The sequence below is a fragment of the Sediminispirochaeta bajacaliforniensis DSM 16054 genome (genome assembly GCF_000378205.1).
GTDB lineage: Bacteria > Spirochaetota > Spirochaetia > DSM-16054 > Sediminispirochaetaceae > Sediminispirochaeta > Sediminispirochaeta bajacaliforniensis.
This window is the reverse complement of record NZ_KB899456.1, coordinates 1-5,216: the sequence shown is the minus strand read 5'-3', so window position 1 is coordinate 5,216 and position 5,216 is coordinate 1. Positions and strand designations below refer to the sequence as shown.

Below are 5,216 nucleotides of genomic sequence, written 5' to 3'. Positions count from 1 at the left end.
TGCTCGGATAGTTCCGTTTTTTACGTGGTCGTGAGGGCTCCGTCAGATAGTAGTGAACCATGCGTTCACTTTTTCCGAGGGATTCAGCGATTTCTCTGATCTTCTTGCCCTGTCGTTTCAACATCTGTGCTTCATGCATCAGTAACTCCAGCATTGTAGGGCGTACTCCTTGTTTTTATGATTGTTTGGCTACAACCATTACAAGGCGGTACCGCCCTTTTTTTCAAGCCGGAGTCTGCAATTTCATTCCGGTGTTTTCCTGCAATTTACCTCCGGTGGCGACACCTAAGCACCTGATATCCGGAAGTATTGCAGATGAGAGCCTTCTTGCATGGAGCATAAACGAGAAGTTTGAATATGCGCTTCCGTTCTACAGGCAGAGCAAGAGATTATCTGCAATAGGTATAGATATTCCACGTTCTACACTCAGCACGTTGACAATCAAATGTGCTGAGCAATGCAGACCGCTGTATGAACTGCTTAAGGATACTATCAAAACAGGTTCTGTAATAAACGCCGATGAGACTCGGGTTCAGGTGTTGAAAGAAAAAGGACGCAAGGCACAGGATAAATCCTGGATGTGGGTGTTTCTTGGAGGAGCGGCTGGAAAGAAAGCTGTAGTATTTCAGTATGAAACAGGCCGTTCACATGAAATTCCATATAAATTTCTGAAAGAGTATAAAGGCTGGCTGCAGACTGATGATTATGAAGCATATAATACAGCGCTTAAGAAACTCAGAGATGACGGCAACAAATCTATACGACATGTATTGTGCTGGGCGCATGCCCGGAGGTATTTTTATAAATACTGGGAGATGTCTAAGGCTCCTGAGGCAAAGCAGATACTTGAATTGATCAAGAAGCTTTTGAACTTGAAGATTTAAGAACAAGCTTCTCGAAAAAAGGATTTCAGAAACAACGAGCACATAAAGCCGGGCCAATTCTAAAAACGCTATTCGAATTACTGACAACCAATACGGCCATTACTCCGCCGACTTTGGCGTTCGGAAAAGCAATATCATACACGCTTGATAATTGGGAGCAGTTGAAACGGTATCTGGAAGAGCCGCTTCTTACGCCGTCGAACAACAGTGCTGAGAATGCGATCCGGCCATTTGTAATCGGCCGCAAGAACTGGATGTTTTCCGATACAGAACGCGGCGCCGAATCTTCGGCTATACTTTATAGCCTTGTTGAATCTGCAAAATTGCAGAAGCTATCAGTCTATGATTATTTTTACTATATTTTCCGCAAACTGCCGTATTGTGTAGAGCGGTCAGATTATGAAAAACTGCTGCCGTTCAAACTGACTCCCGAACAGATTAAGGTATAGGGTAAGAATCACCGCTTACGTTGAACGCACATCATAGGGATAATCGATACCCCAAGTCGTTATCTGATTCTGCGTACGATTCAGCGTTTCAACATCATTCATAAAACATCCAGCTGAAACAATTCCAGATTTTTTCGCTAATAGCATTCCATTGCCATCCATAATACTATGGCCAAGAACCCTGTATTCAGGATAATTACTTGATGCATCAAGCCAGCCGTTTCCAATGGTCTGGGCCCTGTTTATAACAAATATATTTCCTGAATAGTCCCCGCTAGTAAAATTTCCGAATCGCATGTAGAAAGGTGAATCTGCAGCCACCGTCTCACCTCTATACACGTCTTGATCTTTATAGGCATACGTATGATCACTTCCACGAGTATAAGGACCGGCATACCCATTCGCATCCCTGACACTCGGCCATTGTTTGTTTCTTAGGAAAAATAAGGCTATATAGGGTAAGAAAAATAGACTTTTACATTAACCGCCTCTATCGCTACCTTTTTCCTTTGTTCTTCTAAAGACTTATTCAACATTTCTTACAAGCCGTATCCCTGTCATCGAGATATTCTTTGGTGGATACGCACTTCTTCTTCCAATCTCATTTGCGCTGGTATTCCATGAGCCACCTCTTATAATTTTTAAGTCGTCTCCTTGATAAAACTTAACGTGAACATCTTCTCTCCGATCCACAGAGGGATTTTCAACAGGCAGCCATTTAAACATAACCTCATCATACCAATCCCAGCACCATTCATCTGCATTTCCTCCCATATCATAAATCCCTATTTCATTTGCTTTATACTCTCCTACCGGGTACGAAGTCTTTTGCTCTTTTCCAAATCTTCCTATTTCTTCCGCATTATTACTTCCCGGATACACATATCCTTCCGACATTTTTCCTCCCCTGGCTGCATATTCCCATTCTGCTTCTGTCGCTAAACGATAACCCTTTGCTGCTTTATTCCATTCAACAGAAATTTCCTGAAATTCTTTCTCCGGTAATTCCTCTATTATATAACTAGGCTCAAATCCATCCTTCAAACTGGCCCAATTGCAGAAAACAATAGCATAATACCAATTCAATCCTTGCGCTGGACAATCATCGGTCGGCACAATATTATAAAATGGTCCATACCCTACTCCATCATCCCAGTCCCAGGTAAATTTAAGCTTTACATCATCCAGAAATTCTTTCCATTCTCCATTTGTTACCATGTACTTCGACATGTAAAATGATGATACCTCAACACGGTGTGGCTGATTTGTTTTTACCGATGGGTCACCCATCATGTACTCTCCACCCTCAACATAGATCATTTCAGGTGCGTATCTCCCTTCGGAAACAAAAAATAGCGGCTTCTTTGACGTTTTTTGGATCTCTTTCTTTTGAATATTATTCGTTACTTCTGATCCTTCCCTAACAACTTGCATAGTGCTTCTTGTCTCTTTATCATTGCTTTTCTGACATGATATCACCAACAAGATCATACTCATGATCAAATACACACGTATGTTTTTCATCGTTTACTACTCTCAATACTTGGATTTAAAACCATAATAAACAGAATTATGTTTATCGGGTCTTTTCCACCATCTATTATTAGTTGTCGTATCAGGGTCATCGAGTATTCCATTTACCCAGCTTCCAAAGTGTGTGCGACCAGCATCATTCGCATTTACAAATTTTTCCATATAAAATTTTATTCCATCTGCCTGTAAGGCGTCCAAACTATCGTACGTTTTATAAAAAACAGGATAATTATCGAGTCCTATTTCTGCCGCGACCATAGCATTGATCCCGTTAAACGATAAAACCCAACTTTCATCATTAAACATTTCCCCCCGAGCTTTCTTTAAAGCCTCTAACAGATCAGAAGAATTCAAACTTTCTCCATATTTTGACTGCAAATAATTGTTTGTCATTTCTGCTGCAGAAGTTATTGCACAAGCTGAATGCTTATCCAATCCCAATGCCCCTTCAACCATTTCCTGAGAAATATCTGTCTCACTATTTTTGTTCATATCGGAAACAATATCTTTTATATCATTATAATTACCATTTTTTATTGCATCGTATATCGGGTCATAGCCTGAACCATAATCATATGCATCAGCTCTAATGGCATGCCAGCCTAACTTAGAAGTATAATCAAGTCCTGATGTTACCATTATGCTATTGATATCGGATTTGCTCTGTCGATTATCACCAAGTTGAAAACCTGCTGCTATTTCGGCAATCCGACCTGATAAGGAGCCATAAGCTCTATGTATTGATTTTATGTTTTCATCCTTATCAACAAAAGTTATGATATCCTTATCACCATCATCAAGTACTTTTGTTACTTCTCCATTATCATCAAGAATAACTTTCCAATAATCCGCACTCGAGTCATACGAGCTCAGTGCATGATTGCCAAAAGCAGCAAAATTGTTGTTCTCAATCGCCTCGTTCAGCTTTGCCACATCCCTCTGCATACTATCCGTTAAGCTATCGTCTCCATAGACCGAAGCTACCGCCTGCGCCACCAGCGTATGGTTCAATACCGATTCAAAGGTCTCCTGCGCCTGTCCCAGCTCTCCGTCATCCACACCATTCCTCATCGCCTCATGACTCAGTACCACCCCATAATGCAGCCCTCTGTTCTTTCCGCTCTGGCTTGCAAGACGAATCACTTTCTGCCCTTCTTCAAGCCTCGTCTCAGCTTCTTTTCCTCCCCGGCCTAGCTCCTCTATCCTCGTTTCTCCAGATAACAACTGTTCATACAAGCTTCTATTCGCAGCCCCTTCATCCATTCCTTCCGCACTATAGAGCATCCTCATTCCTGCACGATACTTCTCATCTACCCCAGACTTCCTTATCCTTGCATTCTCTCGGTACGCTTCAAGTCCTTTAACTGACTGGGCAAGGGTTCCATAACTCATATCATAGCCATCCCTTCCCAGATCAAACAACGAGCCTTCTCCTCCTACATGCAGCTCAAGCGCTCCCGTTCCCATCACCTTCGCTACATTCAGTGTCGTGCTTCCCGTCATTCCGTACTCTATCGCTCCAGAGGTTATATTCCCCAATGTCTTGTTTAACTGGCTGGCATTCCCAAAAACATCCCCGACATACCCGAAAATTCCGGTATCAAGTCCGCTGCTCACCAGCGATCCTCCCATCGACGACAGGTACCCGGAGCCGCTTGTCCCCCAGCCCGTCGCATGGGCAAAGCTTCCTCCGTCAATCCACCCGCTGTTTCCAAAGTTATCAAAGTCAAGGCTGTTGATAAATGCACTCGAATACGTGTTCGCCGCACTCTGCGCTCCAGCAAGCATCACATCGCTTCCTACCTCCATCATCCCAGTGCTCCCTATCACTCCGTCCAGTACTCCCGAACCCATGTTGATTCCCGCACTCGCTACACTCGTCAACCCCTTCTTCGCAAAGTTTCCCCACGCATCTCCTGCATCAACTCCGTTACTCACATCCGCCATCGTAAACAACGCATCATCCACCAGGTTCAGCCCCACACTCATCAGCAGCCCAACTCCTCCGCCAGGTACCACAAGGCTCGCCGCCACCGCCATCCCGATATCCGCTATCGTCTTTACCGTCGGCGCTCCCAGCAAGCCATCCGACTTCCCGTCGTTGTCTGCATCATCATCCCATAGCTTCTGGCTGTACCACGGCGCTCCCGACACCGCTATCCCCCGGCCGAACCTCGCCTCATCGATAAAAAACTGCTCGTAGATCCTTCCAAGCTCTCCGTACCCCGCTTCCTTCACCTTCTCCGGCTTGTTCTTATCCATTACCGGCACATACCCTACATGGATATTAAACAATCCCTTCGTTTCCTTTCCTTTCTCTGCCTGGGCGCTCCCCCTGATCGACGCCTCC

At 44.1% G+C, this 5,216-nt stretch carries 5 protein-coding genes; 2 read left to right on the top strand and 3 right to left on the bottom strand.

Annotated features, from left to right (window positions below):
* Window positions 1-275: 275 nt before the first annotated feature.
* Window positions 276-884 (top strand): IS66 family transposase, encoded by a 609-nt coding sequence (tnpC, locus tag F459_RS24610; protein ID WP_169517976.1) that lies wholly within the window; start codon window positions 276-278, stop codon window positions 882-884.
* Window positions 851-1,333 carry an IS66 family transposase gene (locus F459_RS24605; protein WP_211214035.1) on the top strand — a complete coding sequence of 161 codons (483 nt, stop codon included), beginning with the start codon at window positions 851-853 and terminating at the stop codon, window positions 1,331-1,333. The genes tnpC and F459_RS24605 overlap by 34 nt, the downstream gene beginning before the upstream one ends.
* A 15-nt stretch (window positions 1,334-1,348) precedes the next feature.
* Here the strand turns inward: F459_RS24605 and F459_RS0121655 are convergent, their stop codons facing one another.
* The 3 genes from F459_RS0121655 to F459_RS24230 all read right to left on the bottom strand — a co-directional run.
* Window positions 1,349-1,654 carry a hypothetical protein gene (locus F459_RS0121655; protein WP_020614735.1) on the bottom strand — a complete coding sequence of 102 codons (306 nt, stop codon included), beginning with the start codon at window positions 1,652-1,654 and terminating at the stop codon, window positions 1,349-1,351.
* A gap of 204 nt (window positions 1,655-1,858) precedes the next feature.
* On the bottom strand, window positions 1,859-2,857 hold the full coding sequence (locus F459_RS0121650) for a formylglycine-generating enzyme family protein (RefSeq protein ID WP_020614734.1): 999 nt from the start codon (window positions 2,855-2,857) through the stop codon (window positions 1,859-1,861).
* Window positions 2,858-2,869: 12 nt separating this feature from the next.
* The coding region (locus tag F459_RS24230) for a hypothetical protein (protein ID WP_033302323.1) at window positions 2,870-5,216 on the bottom strand (2,347 nt) is incomplete at its 5' end.